This window comes from Comamonas sp. 23, assembly GCF_049601575.1.
GTDB lineage: Bacteria > Pseudomonadota > Gammaproteobacteria > Burkholderiales > Burkholderiaceae_C > Comamonas > Comamonas squillarum.
Genome location: NZ_CP187127.1, coordinates 87,771 through 103,982, shown reverse-complemented (window position 1 = coordinate 103,982; position 16,212 = coordinate 87,771). Strand labels below are relative to the sequence as shown.

Annotated in this window: 13 protein-coding genes; 11 read left to right on the top strand and 2 right to left on the bottom strand. The window is 54.1% G+C overall.

What is annotated here, in order from left to right:
* The first annotated feature begins 66 nt into the window (after nt 1–66).
* Entirely contained in the window at nt 67–981 is a 915-nt protein-coding gene (locus ACPEE1_RS00370; RefSeq protein ID WP_116925423.1) for a pirin family protein, read from the top strand.
* Between the two features lie 134 nt (nt 982–1,115).
* Here the strand turns inward: ACPEE1_RS00370 and dinG are convergent, their stop codons facing one another.
* Entirely contained in the window at nt 1,116–3,299 is a 2,184-nt protein-coding gene (gene dinG / locus ACPEE1_RS00365) for an ATP-dependent DNA helicase DinG (protein ID WP_423934939.1), read from the bottom strand.
* A gap of 305 nt (nt 3,300–3,604) precedes the next feature.
* Here dinG and ACPEE1_RS00360 point away from each other — a divergent pair, with 305 nt between their 5' ends.
* From ACPEE1_RS00360 to ACPEE1_RS00315, 10 genes are all read left to right on the top strand, one after another.
* Entirely contained in the window at nt 3,605–3,958 is a 354-nt protein-coding gene (locus ACPEE1_RS00360) for a DUF2304 domain-containing protein (protein WP_021026198.1), read from the top strand.
* A gap of 38 nt (nt 3,959–3,996) precedes the next feature.
* On the top strand, nt 3,997–5,439 hold the full coding sequence (locus ACPEE1_RS00355; protein WP_423934938.1) for a mannose-1-phosphate guanylyltransferase/mannose-6-phosphate isomerase: 1,443 nt from the start codon (nt 3,997–3,999) through the stop codon (nt 5,437–5,439).
* Nucleotides 5,440–5,513: 74 nt separating this feature from the next.
* Nucleotides 5,514–6,605 (top strand): GDP-mannose 4,6-dehydratase, encoded by a 1,092-nt coding sequence (gene gmd, locus ACPEE1_RS00350; protein WP_116925426.1) that lies wholly within the window; start codon nt 5,514–5,516, stop codon nt 6,603–6,605.
* 9 nt (nt 6,606–6,614) lie between these two features.
* Nucleotides 6,615–7,697: a DegT/DnrJ/EryC1/StrS family aminotransferase gene (locus ACPEE1_RS00345; protein ID WP_423934937.1), complete on the top strand. Its 1,083-nt coding sequence runs from the start codon at nt 6,615–6,617 to the stop codon at nt 7,695–7,697.
* A 37-nt stretch (nt 7,698–7,734) separates the two neighbouring features.
* Nucleotides 7,735–8,517 (top strand): ABC transporter permease, encoded by a 783-nt coding sequence (locus ACPEE1_RS00340; RefSeq protein WP_116925428.1) that lies wholly within the window; start codon nt 7,735–7,737, stop codon nt 8,515–8,517.
* Complete coding sequence (locus ACPEE1_RS00335; RefSeq protein ID WP_423934936.1) at nt 8,514–9,257, top strand: ABC transporter ATP-binding protein; 744 nt, start codon at nt 8,514–8,516, stop codon at nt 9,255–9,257. Before ACPEE1_RS00340 ends, ACPEE1_RS00335 begins: the two co-directional genes overlap by 4 nt.
* Nucleotides 9,258–9,285: 28 nt before the next feature.
* Nucleotides 9,286–11,541, top strand: a complete 2,256-nt coding sequence (locus ACPEE1_RS00330; RefSeq protein ID WP_423934935.1) for a hypothetical protein — start codon at nt 9,286–9,288, stop codon at nt 11,539–11,541.
* The gene (locus ACPEE1_RS00325) at nt 11,532–13,130 is read left to right on the top strand and encodes a glycosyltransferase (protein WP_423934934.1); all 1,599 of its coding nucleotides are present in this window, start codon (nt 11,532–11,534) and stop codon (nt 13,128–13,130) included. Before ACPEE1_RS00330 ends, ACPEE1_RS00325 begins: the two co-directional genes overlap by 10 nt.
* Entirely contained in the window at nt 13,127–13,750 is a 624-nt protein-coding gene (locus ACPEE1_RS00320; RefSeq protein ID WP_423934933.1) for a NeuD/PglB/VioB family sugar acetyltransferase, read from the top strand. Before ACPEE1_RS00325 ends, ACPEE1_RS00320 begins: the two co-directional genes overlap by 4 nt.
* The gene (locus tag ACPEE1_RS00315) at nt 13,750–14,910 is read left to right on the top strand and encodes a glycosyltransferase family 4 protein (protein WP_423934932.1); all 1,161 of its coding nucleotides are present in this window, start codon (nt 13,750–13,752) and stop codon (nt 14,908–14,910) included. Before ACPEE1_RS00320 ends, ACPEE1_RS00315 begins: the two co-directional genes overlap by 1 nt.
* 89 nt (nt 14,911–14,999) lie before the next feature.
* Here ACPEE1_RS00315 and zigA read toward each other — a convergent pair whose 3' ends face one another.
* Complete coding sequence (gene zigA, locus ACPEE1_RS00310) at nt 15,000–16,202, bottom strand: zinc metallochaperone GTPase ZigA (RefSeq protein ID WP_423936492.1); 1,203 nt, start codon at nt 16,200–16,202, stop codon at nt 15,000–15,002.
* Nucleotides 16,203–16,212: the final 10 nt, after the last annotated feature.

Below are 16,212 nucleotides of genomic sequence, written 5' to 3'. Positions count from 1 at the left end.
GTCTGTTTCGGCGGAATGTGCGCGCCTTCGCGCAAGCGCACCCGCCCCCGATGAAGGAGATGGAATATGAGTAACGATAACAAGGCCTTGCGGCATTACCCCGGGCGGGTTGCGGATGTGGGCGGTGTGCCGGTGCTGCGCGCGCTGCCCCAGCGCGGACGGCGCATGGTGGGCGCCTGGTGTTTTCTGGACCATGCGGGTCCTTCGCACTTTGAGAGCGGGCCCGGCATGCAGGTGGGCCCACACCCCCACACCTGTTTGCAGACCTTCACCTGGATGATCGAGGGCGAGATCCTGCACCGCGACAGCCTGGGCAGCGAGCAGCCGATCCGCCCCGGCCAGGTCAACCTGATGACCGCTGGCAAGGGCATTGCGCATTCGGAAGAGAGCCTGGGTAAGCCGGACTTTCATGCGGTGCAGCTGTGGATTGCGCTGCCCAAGGACCAGCGCTTTATGCCCCCGCGTTTTCAGCACTACCCGCAGCTGCCCCGGCTGCAGGATCAGGGCATCCAGATGACGGTGCTGGCGGGAGACTGGCTGGGCCAGCAGGCACCCACCGAGGTGCACAGCCCGCTGGTAGCAGTCGATATGGAAGCGGCGCAGGCCAGCAGCGCCAGCCTCGCGTTGCGGCCCGATTTTGAATACGCGGTGCTCTGCCTCTACGGCGAAGTGCAGGTCAATGGCGAGGCGGCCCCCAGCAATGAACTGGTCTACCTGCCCGATGGCCAAACCAGCCTGGATCTGCAATGCGGCGCCGGCAGCCGCTGCATCTTGCTGGGCGGCACGCCCTATGAAGGCGGCGTGATGATCTGGTGGAACTTTGTTGGCCAGAGCCAGCAAGAGATCGAGGGCTTTTTGCGCGACTGGCAAAACGGTGAAGGCTTTGGGGCGCCGGTGGCCTCGCCGCTGCCGCCGCTGGTGGCTCCTTCGCTCGAAGGCGTGCACCTGCGCAGTCCGGGCGAGGCGCCCACCAAGGACTAAGAGTCGGTAACACAACCCTTGATACGTCGTTACCGAGCCTTGTCGTACTACTGTACTGCCTGCAGCTCGGCGCCTAGTCGGGGACGCCTAGTCTCAACCGCAAACCTTCGGTTTGCTGGGTCGTTTTAGCGACTCTAAGCAGCGCTGGCCGTGCGGCGCTGCAGCGTAAAAGGCGGCAAGCTGGCCAGCAGCCGCTGGCCATAGCCGGTGCGCACCAGGCGCTTGTCGTAGCAGTAGACATGGGCCTGGTCCACCTCGGTGCGGATCGCGCGCCCGACCCACTGGGCCAGGCGAATGGCGGTGGCGGGCACCACAATCTCGCTGAAAGGGTCGCGGCCCGAGTTCTTCAGCCATTCGGCGCGGGCCTCGTCGACCGGGTCATCGGGCGGCGCAAAGGGCAGCTTGGTGATGAACAGCGATTCGCACAGCGCGCCGGGCAGGTCCAGCCCTTCGCCAAAGCTTTGCATGCCAAAGATGATGCTGGGCAGGCCAGCGGCCACGCGCTCGCGGTGCTGGTACAGCAGCTGGCTGCGTGGCAAGGTGTTTTGCACCAGCACATGCTGGCGCATCGCGGTGGGCAGTGCGTCAACGGCCAGGCGCATCTGCTCGCGCGAGGTGAACAGCACCAGGCCGCCCGATTGCACCTGGGCCAGGTCTTCGAGCAGCGCATCGACCATCTCGTTGGCAAACTGCTGGGGCGTGCGCGGGTCAGCCTGGGTCTCGGTGACGATCAGACTGCCTTGCTCGGCATAGTTGAAGGGGCTGGCGACCTCCAAGGTCGAGACGGCCGCGTCGTTGTACAGGCCCGATTCGCGCAAGAAGAAATCGAACTGCCCACCGCTGGTGAGCGTGGCCGACGTGAGCACTGCGCCGCGCACCTGGCTCCAGAGGTGGTGGCGCAAGGTGGAGCCCGGAATCACCGGGCTCGCATAGGCTTTTATCGCAACAAAATCGCCCACGACATCCAGAGTGAACCACTTGGCGGCCGGCACGCTGCCCTGGGGCGCATCCTGCAGCAGCAGCTGGGTGGTGTCATGCACGGCCTCCAGGCGCGGGGCCAGGCTGCCCACCTGGGCATACAAGGTGGACAGGCGCTTGGCTTCGTCGGGCCGGTCGCGCATCTGCGAGCGCAGGGCCTTGGAGATCGCTTGCAGCACATCCAGAAATGCGCTGGCATGGTGCGCGGCCTGGGCCAGCGGCTCGACCAGCGTGGGCGTCAGCTCGCCCCGCGGCAGGCGCACGCGGGCCGGGCCCCGGCCGCCCGACTGCAGCTGCTGGCGCATGCCCTCGCCGTATTCATCCATCAACAGCCTTGCGCAATCTTGCAGATGCTGGCGCAACTGGCCGGAGTGGCGCGGGATATCGGCAATCTCGCTGACCTCCACCAAGGCGCCCACGCGCTGGGCGCGGCTGGCGAGCTTGTCGATCCAGGTGAGCTGGCTCAGGTTCATCTCGCAGGCGAACTGCGAGAGCGCAGTGGCGGGCAGGTGGTGGGCCTCGTCCAGGATCAGCAGGCAGTTGTCCAGCTCGGGCAGCAGGCGCGCGCCCAGGGTGGACAGCAGCAGATCATGGTTGGCCACCAGCACCTGGGCCTGGACCAGGTCCTTGCGTTTTTCGTAGTAGCTGCAGCTGCCAAACACCGGGCAGTGCTTTCCGGTGCAGGAGCTGCCTTCGGCCGCGACCGGGCTCCAGACCTCGGGCTCGGGCGGCGTGTCCAGGCTGTCGCGGTCGCCATCCCAGCCCCGGGTGGTCAGCGCATCGGCCATGCTGGTGTAGAACTGCAGGCGCGCGGCGTTTTCTTGCGGGCTGCGCTGCGACTGGCGTGCCTGCGCCGCTTCTTCGGGAAAGAAATCGTCGTCGATGGGCTCGCCGCCCTCCGTACCATCGCCCTGGGCCACACTGGCCAGGCGCTCGAGCTTGAGCTTGCAGACATAGCGGCCCCGGCCCTTGGCCAGCGCGTATTTGAATGGCTGGTCCATCTGCTGGGCCAGCGCCGGTAAATCCTTGTTCACCAGCTGCTCCTGCAGCGCCACGGTGGCCGTCGAGATCAGCACCCGGGTGCCACGCTGCAGCGCCATCGCAATCGCCGGCACCGCATAGGCCAGCGACTTGCCCACCCCCGTGCCCGCCTGGATCACCGCAATGGCGCGCTGCGGCTCTTCGTCCTCTTCGAGCTTGCCCAGCTGGGCAGCTGCAAAAGTCTCTGCCACTTTCTCCGCCATCAGCCGCTGGCCGGGGCGCGAGCGAAAGCCACCCTCGACATTGACCATGCGATCGAAGGCGGAAACAGCGCTGCGGGCCCATTCGGAACTAGACATAGGCGGGGAGTGTGGCATGGATTGGCCGCTATCGCGGGTACTGGGGTTTTATGCGGTAGTTGGCCGTGGTCGGCAGTTCAGGAGCAGCGCAACCAGGGCATTCAGAGAACGAACTCCCGCCAGGCAGTGACATTTGGCTGCAATCCCTGGCGTCCCTGCACAGTAGAATCATGCGGCTGTTCAAATAAGCGATTTGAGCAGGGTAAAAGAATTTTCTGTGTCAGGCAGTAAAGACGCCACCATGGGACACGCGCCGCTTGCGTCTTATCCAGGCCGTCGTTATGTCCCTGTGCATCAAGGTTGGAATGGCCAATTATCAAATTACGACCACCGTTCTGGGTGTGCTTTTTGCTGCGGTGATTTTGTTTCTGATCCGCGGCGACCGGCTGTATTTGCGCCTGGGCCTGTTCTGGATGGCTGTTGCCTTGCTGGCCGTATTGCTGGGGGTATGGCCGCGCCTGCTGGACCACTTTGCCGACGAGCTGGGGATTCGTTACTCCCCCACCTTGCTGCTGGTCTGTGCAGTCGGCGTGCTGTTTATCAAGGCCCTGCATGCGGATATGGTCAATACCCGTATCGAGCGGCAGGTTCGGCGCCTGAACCAAAGCCTGGCGCTGCTGCAGCTCAAAAACCAGCAAGCGGCCAACGACAAGCGCTGAGACGCTGCTGCAACTCCTATTTACCGAGATTGATTCGAATGCCAAAACTAACGCCTGTCATTCTGTGTGGTGGCAGTGGAACCCGCCTGTGGCCCTTGTCACGCGAGCACTATCCCAAGCAGTTTTTGAGCCTGGGAGGCGACGGCCAGTCGATGCTGCAGAACACGGCGCTGCGCTTGAATGGCGTCCACCCCGGCATTACGCAAACCAGCCCTGTGCTGGTCTGCAATGCCGACCACCGCTTTTTGGCCGCGCAGCAATTGCAGGAGCAAGGTATTGCCAATGCCAAGCTGGTGCTGGAGCCCGCTGGTAGAAACACCGCCCCCGCGCTGACCTTGGCCGCCTTGGCTGCAGACGCCGATGCGGTATTGCTGGCCATGCCGGCCGACCATGTGATGACGCGCCCTGAGCAATTGCACCGTGCCGTAGAAGCGGCTTGGCCGCTGGCCAGCGAAGGCGCGATGGTGACTTTTGGCATTGTGGCCAACCGCCCCGAGACGGGTTATGGCTATATCCAAAAGGGCGCTGCAGACAGCAATGGTGCTTTTGGCATTGAGAGCTTTGCCGAGAAGCCAACGCTGGAACTGGCTGAGCAGTACCTGCGCAGCGGCCAGTACCTGTGGAACAGCGGTTTGTTCATGGTGCGTGCTGACCAGTGGCTCAAGGCCATGGCCGCCCTGCAACCCGCGATGCTGCAGGCCTGCGAGCAAGCCATGGCGCAGAGCAGCCGGGATATGGACTTTATCCGCCCCCATGCCGAACTGTTTGGCGCCTGCCCCGCAGACTCCATCGACTACGCGGTGATGGAAAAGCTGCCGGTGCGCCCCGAGCTGGGCGTGCCTGCGCGCGTGGTACCGCTCGATGCCGGCTGGTCGGATCTGGGCGCATGGGACGCCCTGTGGGATGTACTGCCGCGCGATGCACAAGGCAATGCCGGCAGCGGCGAGACCTTGGCCATCGACACCAACAACAGCCTGCTGTTCTCCGAAAGCCGCCTGATCGCTGCAGTGGGCCTGGACAACGTGGTGGTGGTGGAGACGGCCGACGCCGTGCTGGTGGCCGACAAATCGCGCACCCAGGATGTGAAGAAAGTGGTGGCCGCCCTCAAGGCCCAGAACCGCAGCATGGCCTCGGCCCACCGCAAGGTGCACCGCCCTTGGGGCTGGTACGACAGCATCGACAGCGGCAGCCGTTTCCAGGTCAAGCGCATCGTCGTCAATCCCGGCGGCCAACTGAGTTTGCAGATGCACCACCACCGTGCCGAGCACTGGATTGTGGTCAAGGGTACGGCCGAAGTGACCAATGGCGATCAGACGTTCTTGCTGGGTGAGAACGAGTCCACCTTTATCCCGCTGGGCCATGTCCACCGTTTGGCCAACCCGGGCAAGGTGCCGCTTGAGATCATCGAGGTGCAGTCAGGCAGCTATCTGGGTGAGGACGATATTGTTCGGTTTGAAGATACCTATGGGCGAACCAAATAAATGGTGAGAACTCTTCGGTAATGAAGATATTTACACTGTCCTTTTATTAATATAATATTTTAATTGAGAGTTTTATGAGTAAGAAAATTGCGTTGATCACCGGTATCACTGGGCAAGATGGAGCTTATTTGGCTGAATTCCTACTGGCCAAGGGCTATGAGGTGCATGGAATCCGACGCCGAGCTTCATTGTTTAATACTGATCGTATTGATCATCTGTACCATGATCCGCATAAAAAAGGCTACGACCTGACTCTGCATTATGGGGATTTGACTGATTCATCTAGCCTCATTCGCATCATTCAACAGGTCAAGCCAGATGAAATTTATAATCTGGCAGCACAGAGCCATGTGGCCGTATCCTTCGAAGAACCTGAATATACCGCTAATTCTGATGCGCTGGGTACATTGCGTATCCTAGAGGCCATTCGAATTGCCGGACTGGAGAAAACTGCGCGCTTTTATCAGGCATCTACTTCGGAACTATATGGGCTTGTGCAAGAGATTCCACAGAAAGAAACAACTCCATTTTATCCTCGCTCGCCTTATGCGGTAGCGAAAATGTATGCATATTGGATCACGGTCAATTATCGTGAAGCCTATGGCATTTACGCGTGTAATGGGATTTTGTTCAACCATGAATCTCCGATTCGCGGAGAGACATTCGTCACGCGAAAGATTACCCGTGCACTAGCTCGCATCAAGCTCAACCTGCAAGATTGTCTTTACCTGGGAAACATGAACGCTCTGCGCGATTGGGGCCATGCACGTGACTATGTCGAGATGCAATGGTTGATGCTTCAGCAAGATAAGCCTGAAGACTTTGTTATTGCGACCGGCGAGCAGCACTCTGTGCGAGAGTTTGTCGAGCTGGCAGCGAAAGAGATTGGTATTGAAATCCGCTGGGAAGGCAATGACATTGAGGAGAAGGGCTACGACGTTGCCACTGGAAAGTGCATTGTTGCTGTTGATCCGCGCTATTTCCGCCCTGCTGAGGTCGAAACGCTCCTCGGTGATCCATCCAAAGCAAAAAACAAACTGGGTTGGACGCCACGGACAAGCTTTGCCGAGTTGGTTGCAGAAATGATGCGTGAAGACCTTAAAGAAGCACAGCGTGACGAGCTTGTAAAGCAGCATGGCTTTAAATATTTCAATCACCACGAGTAAAGAGTCAACATGATCCCCGTTTATCAGCCTTATTTCTCAGGTCGTGAGAAAGAGTATGTTAACCAGTGTCTTGATTCGACGTGGATCTCATCCAAGGGTGAATTCATCAACAGATTTGAGCGTGGTTTTGCAGATTTCATCGGTGTAGAGCATGCAACGACTGTCAGTAATGGAACCGTTGCTATTCACTTGGCGTTAGAGGCTTTGGGTATTGGTCCTGGTGACGAGGTCATTGTCCCTACGTTGACGTACATTGCGTCAGTTAATACCATTTTGCAAACAGGTGCTACGCCTGTGTTTGTCGATTCGCTGGAGAGCACTTGGCAAATTGACCCGGAAGATGTCAAGCGCAAAATTTCTCCTAAGACCAAAGCTGTGATGGCCGTGCATCTTTACGGCCTGCCTTGCGATATGGATCCTTTGGTAGCTATTTGCAAAGAACATCAGATATTTTTGGTCGAAGATTGTGCAGAAGCATTTGGTAGTAGCTACAAGGGTCAGCACGCCGGCACTTTTGGGGACATTGCCACTTTTAGCTTTTTTGGTAATAAAACCATTACTACTGGAGAAGGTGGTATGGTGGTTGCCAAAAATAAAGACATCTTGGAAAAAGCTTACTACTTGAAAAACCAAGGCGTCTCTCCGACTAGAGAGTATTGGCATGATCGCGTCGCCTATAACTACCGCATGACCAATATTTGTGCAGCCATCGGCTTGGCACAGCTAGAAAATGCGCCAGAGATCCTGGAGAAGAAACGCTGTATTGCGGAATGGTACAGACAGGATCTGGAAGGGTTGCCACTTAAGACGCATGATGAGCAGCCGGATACTGTTCATTCATTTTGGATGTGCTCGATTGCTGTCGATGATGCAGAAAATCGATCGGATTTGCGCAGTAAACTAAAAAATGAGGGAATCGAGACGCGGCCCTTATTCTTTCCTGCGCATACCATGCCACATTGTGCTGCTGACGGTCATTACCCCATCGCTGAATCCATCGGCGCACGAGGAATCAACTTGCCTAGTTATCCCGGCCTGAAGCGCGAAGATGTGAGTTTGGTCACTAAGTCAATTCGAGGTTTTTTTGATTGAGTATTGTAATTTCTGATATTGACAGGGGAAGGCGAGCGTGATCAACTATTTGACCGGCGTTTGGAAAGCACGTTATTTTTGGACGCATTTATCGTTGTCAGATCTACGCTCAAGATGGCGCAGATCATTCTTCGGGATATTGTGGTCGATTCTGCAACCCTTGGGTATGACGGCATTGATAGCACTGGTATTCAGCAAGATGTTCAATTCGAATATCTATGCTTATGCACCATATATCCTTTCCGGAATTATCGTGTGGGAATGCATCATGGCCTGCGTGGTTGGGGGATCATTGTCATTTGTTCAGGCAGATGCGTATATCAAGCAGTATCGTCATCCCCTGGCGATCTACACATTAAGAACGGTACTGACCAGTTTGATTGTACTGGCCCTTGCCAGTACTTCTCTGTATGGATGGTCTGCAATTGTTCTTTCGAAAAATTTCGGATGGTCATGGTTGGCAACGCTGACTATTTTTCCAATCTTGGCTTGCATATTGTGGCCAGCTTCAACGTTGTTAGCTTACTCAGGTGCCCGGTTTCGAGATATTCCGCATGCTGCTGGTTTGGTAATGCAGGCTTTGTGGTTTGTATCCCCTGTGTATTTTGAAGAGAAAATATTTAGGCAAGGTGGCCTTAGCTTCTTGGTTGATTACAATCCCATATACCATTTGCTGCAAATTTTCCGCGCCCCTTTGCTGACAGGCCAATGGCCCACAGTAGAAAATTATGCTTTTTCATTGGGCACCGCTTTCGTATTTTTATGTGCTGCCTGGATTGTGGGCAGGCGTGCTGAAAAGCAAGTGATTTTTTACATATGACAAACCCCGGCATCAAGCTGGATGCGGTGAATCTTCACTATGCATCCTCCGCTTTTAAAGATCATTCCCTTCAGGCTACCATTACACGTCTGGTAAAAACCCGTACCTTTAAATCTAAGGTCGCGGATGTGCATGCACTGCGGAATCTCTCTTTGTCCATCAAACAAGGGGAACGCGTAGGCTTGCTCGGTCATAATGGTGCGGGAAAGAGTACCTTGCTAAAAACTATTGCAGGACTTTATCCAATTTCTAGCGGCAACTTGAATGTGACTGGAGAGATTAGATCCTTGTTTGATCTGAGCCTTGGCTTTGAACCGGATGCCACAGGAAGAGAAAACATACTCTATCGAGGCCTATTGTTAGGTATGTCTCCCAAGTTCATGCGTTCCAAAGAAGAGGAAATCGTGGAATTTGCTGGATTGGGTGAGTTCATTGATTACCCAATCAAAACCTATTCAGCGGGTATGCAAGTGCGCTTGGCTTTCGCTGTCTCTACTGCGATCGGTGGGGATATATTGTTACTTGATGAAGTGATTGGTGCCGGTGATGCAAATTTCATGGCCAAGGCAAAAAGCCGTATTTCACAGCTGATTGCGCAAGCGGAGATTTTGGTGTTGGCGTCCCATGATTTCGGGGCTTTGAAGAATTTGTGCGAACGCGGCATTGTGTTACAGCGTGGTTCAGTTCTGTTTGATGGCGACATTGAAGAAGCTATCAAAGTCCATTTAGCTCATCAGTGATTGGATGCATGCAATGACTCTGCGTGTCATGTGGCTGCTGAACCATACTTCAGCCAGAAAATTTGAGATTCCCATGCTTAAGCAGTGTGGGATTTCTCAAATATACTTTCCTAAAATTGTACCTAGTGACATAAGCTTCAGAAGCAGCAGTGTTAGTTATGAAGAGGACCAAAATCTTGATATACCTGCGGATGAGCTTGAAATATTAAATGCCTGTGATTGGTATTCTGGTGCTACACCAGAAGCTTGGGCTTTAGCTAATAAATATTTTGATGTGGCATTCGTTATATTGCATGATGATGCTCTATTTCGAGAGATCTCACGCTATTTTAGTGGCCTAGTTCTTTATCGTGCATATGGGTTAGATAAAACGCTTACTTACAGCGATCTTATCCGTCATTTTGGTCTTGAGACACATATTAGAAATATGTATTCAAGATTTTATTTTGCCGAAGCGTATCCACATTTGGCAGATATTGAAGAACGATATATTTCTCATCGGAGATTATACCTTCCATTGGGTATGGCAGCTCGGCATGCGACTCCTTGGCTAGGCGATGAAAAGAAAATATATTTCGTGTGCCCAAGTATTGGATTCAATCAATATTACAAAGATATTTACGAATCATTTAGACGAGATTTTGTGGAATTTGATTATGTGGTCGCTGGTGAGCAGCTGATTCCTGTAAGCGATCCGAAGGTTTTGGGATATGTATCCAATGAAGCACACACGGCAAACATGACTCAAAGCCGTGTGATGTTTTATCATTCCCAAGAGCCTAATCATATCCATTATCATCCATTTGAGGCTATTTTGGCAGGTATGCCTCTTGTCTACATGGCGGGCGGTATGCTCGATCGTATGGGTGGAAAGGGCCTGCCTGGTCGGGCGGCTTCCATTAAAGATGCGCGTCGAATCATTCGTCGATTGATGAACGGTGACAAAGCATTTATCGAGTCAATCCGCACATCTCAAAAAATTCTGCTGAAAAGTATGAGTGCGGAGGTGTTGAGTCCTGCATGGAAATTGGGAATAGAGCGCCTTGAGGCAGACTACCAAGCCCATAAGCAAGCGTCAATCCAGCGACCCAAGGATAGGTTAAAACGCATTGCTGTTATATTGCCGGAGCCATATCGAGGTGGTACCTTGCGTGGTGCAATAATGTTAGCGCAGGCAATTCATATGGGAAGTCTCCAGTGTGGAGATGCAGTCGAAGTTATTTTCGCACACCGAGAAGATACTGACGTTTACGAAGACGATGACTTCTTGGAGCTAGGAGAGAAAATCGCAAGACGACCTTTCAGATGGCAGAAATTGTCTAGCACAGAAGCCTGTCGTGCTATGCATTTTGCTGGGCATGAAGGTTGGTTTACTGAAGTCACTCACTCAGTTCCGGATGATGGGATGATCCAGTTTACAGATTGCGATCTTTGGGTTGTTGTCAGCGATCGTCTCCCAACTGCCCTGTTGCCTGTGCGGCCCAGGGTAATGATGATATATGACTATCTGCAGCGTTATGAAAATGTCATGTCACGATCGAATGATCTAAATTTTGTGCAAGGTGCTCGTTCTGCGGACAAAATTTTTGTGACCACAGAATTCACTAAAAACGATGCGTTGCAATATGCTGGCGTGGATCCACGACGACTGGTACAGGTGCCGATGCTGATACCTAAGTTTTCCCAAAAAGATCTACCTGAGGGCCAAGTAGTCGAACCTTATTTCCTCTGGACCACTAACGCAGCTCCTCACAAAAATCATCTCGAAGTGATGAGGGCATTACGGATATATTACGAAGAATACCAAGGTTCTTTGATATGCAGAGTGACAGGCGTTGGTACTTCGACAATCCCCGAGAGTAAGCTTTCGCATCTCAAGCCTGTGGGAGCATTAATTAAAAATTCCAATCTGCTGAGGTCTAGAATTCGATGGCTGGGAGATTTGCCGGATCATGAGTACCGAGTGCAATTGAAGTCTGCGCAATTCCTGATGCACGCTGCACGGGTTGACAATGGTACTTTCAGCGTTATTGAAGCAGCGCAGTTAGGTGTTCCATCGCTTTCAACAAATTATCCCGCAATGCGCGAGATGAATGAATGGTTTTCCTTGAATCTGAGTTTCATGGACGGATCTTCTGCGCGCAATATGGCAAAAATGCTTAAGCAGATGGAAGAAAGCTGTCAGGCACTTCGCGCCTTCTTGCCTAGCCCTGATATATTTGAGAGGGGGGGGGTGTCTGCCCATGCCCGCAAGTATTGGCAAGAGGTGAAATCATGCCTGTAAAAGAATATGGTATTTACATAGCGTATCCACCGATGTCTGACCTTAAGAAAGAAGGTCTGGGTCGATATCTGGCAATGTTCCTTAAGGGTGCAGAGGCTCTGGATGATGTTCGATTTACTATCGTGTGTCCTAGTTGGAGCAAAGAAGCGCTTGAGGAATTATTTGAAAGTGAACGGGTCTCTAGTCTCCTATTTACTATTGAAACTCCTCAAGGTGCACCGTATGTCCTTAAGTTTTTTGAAAAATTACATCAACGTAGGAAAAATCGTAAGGGTAGATGGATTGTTAACCTTACGCGGAAAATAAAAGGATATAGTCGCGAGTTTTGGCATGGCGTGGCATCCAGCGCTGTGAAAATTCATTCTGTTCCTGATATTTTTTCGTTTGCGGGCATCACTGGCGTTAAACTACTAGCGGTATCTATCGTTGGTGTAATTGCCATACCGGTTTTATTCGTTGCCGCATCAATTGTATATACCTTAAAGACATTATCTAAGTCGCGTTCATTTCAGCGAATTGTGTCGATGCTAATGCCCAGTGCCGGTAATGGATTTGCGATGCATCTTTTTGATGAAATGCATCGTGCCGAGCTCGATCGTATGCAGTCTATCATTGCAACGCTTGATTTTGTTAAGGCTTGGTATTGTCCAGTCGCATTTTGGCCTTCATTTCATAATATTGCAAAGCCTCGTCTTATATGCATTCCTGATGTCTGGCCGACCGACTTTCCCGTGGGGTTTGCAAAAAATGGAGATCGTTTGAAGCTGATTGTGGATCGCGTAGGCGAATCTATATATCGAGCGGATAATTTGGTGACTTATAGTAGCCATATTAAATGGAAGACATTGGTTGATCACTATGGGTTGCGTTCAGATAAAATATCGGTCATCCATCACGCGCCTAATCGGATGGATGAGTTTAATAAAATATCACCAATCAATCCGGAATTGTCTTTAAAGTACTGCAAAGCCCTACTGTTGGGAGCAATACGTCGCAGTGCAAATTATAAATATTCTAAAGATTTTCAAAATAACGAAGTAAAATATTTATTTTATGCCAGTCAGTTTAGGCCGAATAAAAATGTTTTGACCTTGCTTCAGGCTTACCTTCATTTGTTGAGAAATAAGTACATTTCTCACAAGCTATTCTTGACAGGAAATGGTGATAATGCTGACGTCAAAGAATTTGTGACCCGCCATCGCCTGCAAAACGACGTGCTGTTTTTGCATGGACTGTCCACCAGCGAACTGGCTGCGTGCTATCAGTTGGCAGATTTGGCGGTGAATCCGTCTTTTGCCGAAGGTGGTTGCCCATTTACCTTTACGGAGGCGTTGTCTGTGGGCACTCCGGTGGTGATGGCACGTATACCCGTGACAGAAGAGGTATTGACTGACCCGGATTTGCAGCAAGTGACCCTGTTTGATCCCTACAGCTGGCAGGACTGTGCAAACCGCATTGAATGGGGGCTCCACCATCGAGATGAACTCCTGGAGGTGCAGAACAAGGCCTTTGAGCAGCTTTCCCGCAGGACTTGGACAGATGTCGTCAATGAGCACGTCGCTATTTTGGACCGCATTTCTCAACCATGAGTGACCGAAAACTTCTTGTATATGGATTTGGGGGGCATGCGCGCAGTGTGGCGGATGTAGCGCTGTGCTGTGGCTATACCCACCTGGCGTTTGTTGACGCGCAAGCCCGTCCCCATGAAACATTTATTGGGCACCCGGTGGTGTCTGCATTTGGGGATCTACAAGGAGATTGGTCAGAGGCAATCGCCGCGTCGGGAGATGGATCCAAACGCCAAATGCAGCTCGATGAGTTGACGCAGTTGGGCTTTCAAGTGATCTCGTTGTTATCACCTCGGAGCACCATTGCGTTCAATGCAAAAGTTGCCATAGGTAGCTTTGTTGGGCACCACGCCCATATTGGGCCTGGCGCCTGTGTGGGACGAGGTGCAATCGTCAATACGGCTGCTGTGGTGGAGCACGATACCTACGTAGGCGACTTTGCACATGTGTCGGTCAATGCGACGCTCGCTGGCAGCTCTAGAATTGGAAATTTTTCGATGCTAGGTGCTGGAGCCACAGTCATTGATCGGATCACTATTGGCGACCATACGATGGTGGGAGCTGGATCCGTTGTTATCAGAAGCATTGCCAGTCCCGGTGTCTATGCCGGTGCACCCTGTAAGCCCATCCGAAAGCAGTGATGAAGCTGGATCTGGTTTTTGGTGCTGACAATCTTCACTACCCGCTCACTGGTATTGGCCGTTATGCCTACGAGTTAGCATCGCGGTTGGATAGCGATGAGCGCATTAGTCGCGTGAGGTATTTTTCGTTGGGGCGCTGGATCGCAGATCCTCTTACGCAGTGCATGACGTCACAGGGGTCTGCCCGGCGTCAGGCATGGGACTTGCGTGCACGTTTGGCCAACAATCGCTTGGCTGCATCGGCTTACACCGCGCTAGCACCCATGTACTTTCAATGGGCACTGCGAAAGCTGGACAGCAAAACAATTTTCCATGCGCCCAACTTTTTCGTTTTGCCTAGTCAAGCGATCAAGATCGTTACCGTTCATGATCTTTCGCACGAACAGTCTCCAGAATTTCACCCTGCTGCTCGCGCGCTGTTGATGTCCTCCATGCTGCCCGAGTCTCTCCGTCGGGCAGACCACGTCATCACGGTATCGGAAGCTGTTCGCAAAGAGTTGATCAGCCGCCACCAGGTGCCAGCAGATCGCGTCACAGCAGTGCACTTGGCAGCAAGCGACGTGTATCGGCCGCATACCCATGAAATGCTAGCACCGGCGATAACAGAGCTCGGCTTGCAGTGTGGGGCCTACAGCCTATTCGTAGGTACGGTGGAGCCGCGCAAGAACCTGGATCGATTGGTGCAAGCCTATGCGTTGCTGCCAGAAGAAATGCGGCGCGCATGTCCGTTGGTGGTAGCTGGAGGCCAAGGCTGGAACTCCGAGTCCGTTCACGCTCGAATGGCTAAAGCGCAAGAGCAAGGATGGCTTCGATATATGTCTTTTGTTGATCAGCGCCTGCTACCTGCCCTTTATGCGGGAGCGCGTTTGATGGCCTATCCGTCCCTCTACGAAGGCTTTGGTCTGCCCATCGTGGAAGCGATGGCCAGTGGCACACCTGTGCTCACCTCCAACACATCCTGTATGCCCGAAGTAGCTGGTGGTGCCGCTTATTTGGTCAACCCTCGAGATGTAGATGACATCCGCCACGGTCTGGAGCACTGTTTGAGCGACGAGGCATGGCAGGCCGATGCGCGGGCCAAAGGGCTCGCACGAGCGGCACAGCTCTCATGGGACCGCTGTGCCAGTGAAACCATCGCTGTATATCAGAAACTGGTGTGAGTGCGCCAACCTAATTTTCCTTTGCTTGAAGCTGACGAAATCTGCAGCGCTTGCAACAGCGGGGCAAAGGCAGAGGCGCTGCCGGCCCCTCAAGGCCAATCCACAAACGAATGCCGCCACCCCGTCCACACCCCAGGCCCCTGCGCCATCTCCGCATCACTGAGCAGGCAACTGTCCAGCTGCGTGCGCAACGCCGCCTCGTCCATGTCGATACCGATCAGCACCAGCTCCTGGCGCGCATCGCCCACGCGCTCGTCCCAGGCGGCGCGAATCAGGGCCAGGGCCTCTTCGTCCTGCGGCCAGCGCTCTTGTGGCACGGCGGCCCACCAGTAGCCGGCGGCGCTGTGGCGGGCCACCGCTCCGGCTTGTGACCACTGGCCTGCCAACGTGGGGTGGCTGGCCAGCCAGAAAAAGCCTTTGGAGCGCACAACACCCGGCCATTCCTGGTTGATCAGCGCAAAGAAGCGCTCGGGGTGGAAAGGGCGGCGAGCGCGGTAGACAAAGCTGCCAATGCCATAGGCCTCCGTCTCAGGCTGGTGGCTGCCGCGCAGCTCCTGCAGCCAGCCGGGGGCCTGGGAGGCCTGCTCAAAATCGAACAGACCCGTTTGCAGCACCTTGTGCAGGGGCACTTGGCCAAACTCGGCCAGCTCGATGCGGGCGCGGCGGTTAAGGCCGCGCAAGATGCCCATCAGCTGTTCGCGCTCTGCGTCAGACACCAGATCGGCCTTGTTGAGCACGATCACATCGCAGAACTCGATCTGCTCGACCAGCAGGTCCACCACGGTGCGCTGGTCCTCAACGCCCAGCGATTGGCCGCGTGCCCGCAGTTGGTCGCGCGAGCTGTAGTCGCGCAGGAAATTGAAGGCATCGACCACCGTGACCATCGTGTCCAGCTGCGCCACATCGCCCAGGCTGCGGCCGTCCTCGCCGGCAAAGGTAAAGGTCTCTGCTACGGGCAGGGGCTCGGAGATGCCGGTGGATTCGATCACCAGCTGGTCAAAGCGGCCTTCGCTGGCCAGGCGGCTGACTTCCAGCAGCAAATCCTCGCGCAAGGTGCAGCAGATGCAGCCATTGCTCATCTCCACCAGCTTCTCATCGGTGCGCGACAGCTCCGCCCCGCCCTGGCGCACCAGGGCCGCGTCGATATTGACCTCGGACATGTCATTGACGATGACCGCCACGCGCCGGCCTTCGCGGTTGTTCAGGATGTGGTTGAGCAAGGTGGTTTTGCCGGCGCCCAGGAATCCCGAGAGCACGGTGACGGGAAGCTTGGGTTGGGCGGTGTTGGCCAGCGGTTAGGCG

Excerpts from the sequence above, each read along its gene's own strand:
- ACPEE1_RS00345 (WP_423934937.1), top strand. The coding sequence starts at position 6,615 with ATGATCCCCGTTTATCAGCCTTATTTCTCAGGTCGTGAGAAAGAGTAT.
- ACPEE1_RS00355 (WP_423934938.1), top strand. The coding sequence starts at position 3,997 with ATGCCAAAACTAACGCCTGTCATTCTGTGTGGTGGCAGTGGAACCCGC.
- ACPEE1_RS00370 (WP_116925423.1), top strand. The coding sequence starts at position 67 with ATGAGTAACGATAACAAGGCCTTGCGGCATTACCCCGGGCGGGTTGCG.
- ACPEE1_RS00325 (WP_423934934.1), top strand. The coding sequence starts at position 11,532 with ATGCCTGTAAAAGAATATGGTATTTACATAGCGTATCCACCGATGTCT.
- ACPEE1_RS00315 (WP_423934932.1), top strand. The coding sequence starts at position 13,750 with ATGAAGCTGGATCTGGTTTTTGGTGCTGACAATCTTCACTACCCGCTC.
- dinG (WP_423934939.1), bottom strand. The coding sequence starts at position 3,299 with ATGTCTAGTTCCGAATGGGCCCGCAGCGCTGTTTCCGCCTTCGATCGC.
- gmd (WP_116925426.1), top strand. The coding sequence starts at position 5,514 with ATGAGTAAGAAAATTGCGTTGATCACCGGTATCACTGGGCAAGATGGA.
- ACPEE1_RS00320 (WP_423934933.1), top strand. The coding sequence starts at position 13,127 with ATGAGTGACCGAAAACTTCTTGTATATGGATTTGGGGGGCATGCGCGC.
- ACPEE1_RS00335 (WP_423934936.1), top strand. The coding sequence starts at position 8,514 with ATGACAAACCCCGGCATCAAGCTGGATGCGGTGAATCTTCACTATGCA.
- ACPEE1_RS00330 (WP_423934935.1), top strand. The coding sequence starts at position 9,286 with ATGTGGCTGCTGAACCATACTTCAGCCAGAAAATTTGAGATTCCCATG.
- ACPEE1_RS00360 (WP_021026198.1), top strand. The coding sequence starts at position 3,605 with ATGGCCAATTATCAAATTACGACCACCGTTCTGGGTGTGCTTTTTGCT.